Source organism: Caballeronia sp., assembly GCF_049581465.1.
Taxonomy (GTDB): Bacteria; Pseudomonadota; Gammaproteobacteria; order Burkholderiales; family Burkholderiaceae; genus Caballeronia.
Window position 1 is genome coordinate 1 of sequence record NZ_JBAUSA010000996.1, and the last position, 4733, is coordinate 4733.

Genomic DNA, 4733 nt, shown 5'->3' on the forward strand with positions numbered 1-4733 from the left:
GATTGGGTGAGCGTTACCGAGGTGAGCGTTGTTAGAGCAGGTCAACGGTTTTCAGGAAGGCGAGTGGTGAAAGTAGCGAAGGTCAAGACGCTTTACGTGTGTACCGAATGCGGCGGACAGGCGCCGAAATGGCAGGGGCAATGTCCTGCCTGCGGGACGTGGAATACGTTGGTCGAGTCGGTGGCGGAGTCGCCCTCGGTGCATCGCTTCCAGGCGCTGGCGAAAACCTCGCCGGTGCAGCGTTTGTCGGAGATCGAGGCGTCCGACGTGCCGCGTTTTACGACCGGAATCGGTGAATTCGATCGTGTCCTGGGCGGCGGCCTGGTGGCGGGCGGCGTGGTCCTGATTGGCGGCGACCCGGGCATCGGCAAATCTACGTTGCTGTTGCAATCGCTGGCGGAAATCGCGCGCGAGCGGCCTGCGCTCTATATCAGTGGCGAAGAATCGGGGGCGCAGATTGCATTGCGCGCGCAGCGCCTCGGACTACTGGGCGATTCAGGCGCGCCTGCGCCTGATCTCCGGTTGCTGGCCGAAATCCAACTCGAACGAATCCAGGCGACCATCGATTCGGAACGGCCGGAAGTCGCCGTTATCGACTCCATCCAGACGGTCTATTCCGAAGCGCTGAGCTCCGCGCCCGGGTCCGTCGCGCAGGTTCGCGAATGCGCCGCACAGCTCACCCGGATCGCAAAGCAGACGGGCACGGCAATCATCATGGTTGGCCACGTGACGAAGGAAGGCAATCTCGCGGGGCCGCGTGTGCTGGAGCACATCGTCGACACGGTGCTGTACTTCGAGGGTGACACGCACTCGTCGTTCCGCCTCGTGCGCGCATTCAAGAACCGCTTTGGCGCGGTGAACGAACTGGGTGTTTTCGCGATGACCGAGCGCGGTTTGCGCGGCGTGGCGAATCCATCGGCGCTGTTTTTATCGCAGCATGAGCAGAGCGTGCCGGGTTCGTGCGTGCTGGTGACGCAGGAAGGATCACGGCCGTTGCTGGTGGAAGTGCAGGCGTTGGTGGACACCGCGCATGTCCCCAATCCGCGTCGTCTCGCTGTGGGTCTGGAGCAGAACCGGCTCGCGTTGCTGCTGGCGGTGCTGCATCGCCACGCGGGTATCGCGTGCTTCGATCAGGACGTCTTTCTGAATGCCGTGGGTGGCGTGAAGATCACGGAACCCGCCGCCGATCTCGCCGTGCTGCTCGCGATTCATTCTTCAATGCGTAACAAAGCGCTGCCCAAAGGTCTGATCGTGTTTGGCGAAGTCGGGCTGGCTGGAGAAATCCGGCCGTCGCCGCGCGGTCAGGATCGCTTGAAGGAAGCGGCGAAGCTTGGTTTCTCGATAGCCTTGATTCCGAAGGCGAATGCGCCGAAGCAGCCTATTGATGGCCTCCAGGTCATTGCGGTAGACCGGATCGAAGAAGCGATCGATCGTGTGCGCTCGCTCGCGTGATGGGTCGCCCGATCAGGGTCCGATCAGTCATGGATCCGGCCCCTCGTAACGCCGCGTAACCAAGTCGGTGTTGCGTGTAACCCACGCGGCGCGCGCTTTTTTTATGCTTCTATCGTGATTAACCCCGATACGAGCGGAAAAGGACGACGCCTTGAAACACGCTGATCAAACACCGTCACATCCTTCGTTCCATCTGCGTGGATGCCGAGTATCTGCTCCAATCCAGCAGCCCTGGGGCGGAGGTTGCAGAATTGTTGAATGGATCGACGCAGAAGGACAGATTTCGCGCCGTGTGGTGGCGGCGAATGTGACCGAAGATGAAGTGGTCGCAACCATCAGGCGACACGTCAAGGGGCGCAAGCACTTTTTGGTCGACGACGAACGGTTGCCGAGGGAGACACTGCCAAGGCGGTAGGGGTGGGCAGACTGGCTTGGTCTGCTAGCGTAGTGCGCATATCCGCGCTGCATTGCGCTGCACGCGAATTGAGACCGGTCGAAACCGGCGGTCCCCACGCAACCCGAGAAACACCTTCGGGCCGTGGCTCAAGCGAACAGCCCGCTTTGAACACCCGCGCGTTCCTCGTCAATGCACCGGTCAATCATTCGCGATACCGCGTCGATATTGCCAACTAGAATGACGCGCGTATCTCCACGATAAACCCGCACCGGCGCCCGTTGCTCGGATTGCGCATGCACGCAGGTGTTCAGCGAAACCCGCGCGAACGCAGGCTGCCGCGACGGTAGTACTGGTAGCGAGGGCAGTCCCGCGAGGAGATCAGGAACGGGCGTCGTCTTCGGCACCTTGCAGGAGATCAGCGAGCGCAAATGCCGCAAGCGGCCGAATGCGCGCACAGGCAAGGGTGCCGGCACGAAGGAAGGTGTTAAAGACGCGCCAGAAAATAAACGGACAAAGCGTTCCATGATGTTTCTCCGAAGACGATAGGACGCGCACCGGCTCGCCGCCGCTGCGGTGTCCGTCACGTCATTTAAGACACAAAGCTTTGTCGAGCGATCAGAGCTCGCCTGAACGGATCAATCCCACCGCAATGCCTTCCAGCGCGAAGTCGTCGCTACCCGAAGCCACGAAGATATTTTCGTAATCGGGGTTCTCGGCGATCAACTCGACACCATCCGGCCGACGCTTCCAGCGCTTCACGGTAACGTCGTCTCCAAGCCGTGCCACGACAATCTGGCCGTCTTTCGCTTCGCTTTTCTTCTGCACAGCGAGCAGGTCACCATCGAAGATGCCCGCGTCGCGCATGGATAAGCCCCGGACTTTCAGCAAATAGTCCGGCTTGCTTGAGAAAAGCGCCGGATCGCAGGCGTAATGCCTCGAGATATGTTCCTGCGCGAGAATCGGACTACCCGCAGCGACACGCCCGACCAGCGGCAAGGACAACTGCATGATGCTTGCGTGGGGCAACGTGAACTGATGCGGGGTGTCGTCGGTATGGCCGTTATTCAGCAAGCGAATGCCGCGCGACGAACCGGCTGCAAGCTCAATCACGCCCTTACGCGCCAATGCCCTCAGGTGTTCTTCGGCCGAGTTGGCAGAACTGAAGCCCAGTTCGGCCGCGATCTCCGCGCGCGTGGGCGGAAACCCCGTCCGGTCGATGGCGCGCTGGATCAACTCGAATACTTCCTGCTGCCGGGCGGTCAACTTGCTCAATTTAGTCACGTGCGGGGTGCTCCATGTAGGCCGTTCGTCTACTGTATGGATGAACAGATGACTGTAGTTTTATACAGTATTCATCTCTTTTCAAGCTTTACTTTAAGTACGCCGTCGTCAACCTCCCACAGACTGGCCAAAACGCGCGTTGGGACGCCCGTTCGTCTGCCGGAGCGCCGCGTCCAGCCGTCGTTAGCACTTTTTCATCTTAAAAAATGAATAACTATTATTTTTACTAATGAAGGCGCGTCGATAGACTCCGTTTATTGATTACAAAAAACGGGAAACGGGGAATGCAAAGTCGAAATTCGGGTTTGGGGGCGGGTGTTAGACGGTGGCTCGCGACTTGGCTATTGGGCGTTGGGATGATTGCGCAAGCGCATGCCGACACCTCGTTTCTCAATGTGTCGTATGACCCGACACGCGAGTTGTACCAGGACTTCAACCAGTCTTTCGGCAAGAAGTGGAAGGCTGAAACGGGCGAGTCGGTGACTTTCAAGCAGTCGCATGGGGGTTCGGGCGGCCAGGCACGTTCGGTCCTCGACGGCCTGCAGGCGGATGTGGTCACGCTGGCGCTCGCGTATGACATCGATGCGCTGGCGGCAAAGGGTCTGGTCGCGCCGGACTGGCAGAAACGCTTGCCGGACAACGCATCGCCGTACACGTCGACGATTGTTTTCCTCGTGCGCAAAGGCAATCCGAAGCAGATCAAGGACTGGCCCGATCTGATCCGCCCGGGTGTGTCGATCGTGACGCCGAACCCCAAGACGTCGGGCGGCGCGCGCTGGAATTACCTCGCCGCCTGGGCGTACGCCGAGCACCTGCCCGGCGGCAACGACCAGACCGCCAAGGAGTTCGTCACCAAGCTTTACAAGAATGCAGGGGTGCTCGATTCCGGCGCGCGCGGCGCGACCACCAGCTTCGTGCAACGAGGACAAGGCGACGTGCTGATCGCATGGGAGAACGAGGCGTTCTTGTCGCTGAAGGAATTTGGCGCGGACAAGTTCGAGATCGTGGTGCCGTCCGTGAGCATCCTGGCCGAGCCGCCGGTTGCCGTGGTCGACAAGGTGGTCGATCGTCATGGCACGCGCAAGCTCGCCGAGGCGTACCTCAAGTACTTGTATAGCGAGGAAGGGCAGGAAATCGCGGCGCGCAATTTTTATCGGCCGCGTTCAACGCAGGTGCCGGCCGCGCTGACCAAACAGTTCCCGAAGATCAAGCTTTACACCATCGACGATACCTTCGGTGGCTGGACCAAGGCCCAAAAGACGCACTTTGTCGACGGCGGCGTATTCGATTCGATCTACCAGCCGCAGTGAGCGGGATGATTCGCCGATGACAACCTTCACTTTCCGCAAACCGAGCGCATTGCCCGGCTTCGGCCTGACCCTCGGCATCACGGTGGCGTATTTGAGCCTCGTGGTGCTGATTCCGCTCGCCGCCACCTTTGCCAAGACCGCGACGCTCGACTGGGCGCAGTTCGTGCGCGCGGTGACGTCACCGCGCGTGCTGGCGTCGTATCGGCTGACATTTTTCGCCGCGCTCGGCGGGGCGCTGATCAATGCCGTGTTCGGCTTCCTGGTCGCGTGGGTGCTGGTGCGCTATACCTTTC

General features: G+C 60.3%; 5 protein-coding genes and 1 pseudogene. 4 read left to right on the top strand and 2 right to left on the bottom strand.

Features of this window, described 5'->3' with window-relative positions; all coding sequences use genetic code 11:
* The first annotated feature begins 66 nt into the window (after window positions 1-66).
* Window positions 67-1452: a DNA repair protein RadA gene (radA, locus tag WCA53_RS24390; protein ID WP_423916499.1), complete on the top strand. Its 1386-nt coding sequence runs from the start codon at window positions 67-69 to the stop codon at window positions 1450-1452.
* Window positions 1453-1603: 151 nt separating this feature from the next.
* Window positions 1604-1867, top strand: coding sequence for a DUF2866 domain-containing protein (locus WCA53_RS24395; protein WP_423916492.1), 264 nt, complete (start codon window positions 1604-1606; stop codon window positions 1865-1867).
* 128 nt (window positions 1868-1995) lie between these two features.
* Here the strand turns inward: WCA53_RS24395 and WCA53_RS24400 are convergent, their stop codons facing one another.
* Both WCA53_RS24400 and lexA read right to left on the bottom strand, forming a co-directional pair.
* On the bottom strand, window positions 1996-2373 hold the full coding sequence (locus tag WCA53_RS24400; RefSeq protein ID WP_423916494.1) for a hypothetical protein: 378 nt from the start codon (window positions 2371-2373) through the stop codon (window positions 1996-1998).
* Between the two features lie 91 nt (window positions 2374-2464).
* Window positions 2465-3121: a transcriptional repressor LexA gene (lexA, locus tag WCA53_RS24405; RefSeq protein ID WP_423916502.1), complete on the bottom strand. Its 657-nt coding sequence runs from the start codon at window positions 3119-3121 to the stop codon at window positions 2465-2467.
* Window positions 3122-3414: 293 nt separating this feature from the next.
* Here lexA and WCA53_RS24410 point away from each other — a divergent pair, with 293 nt between their 5' ends.
* Complete coding sequence (locus WCA53_RS24410) at window positions 3415-4440, top strand: sulfate ABC transporter substrate-binding protein (RefSeq protein ID WP_423916496.1); 1026 nt, start codon at window positions 3415-3417, stop codon at window positions 4438-4440.
* A gap of 16 nt (window positions 4441-4456) precedes the next feature.
* A pseudogene (locus tag WCA53_RS24415) lies at window positions 4457-4733 on the top strand (sulfate ABC transporter permease subunit CysT); the annotation flags it as partial.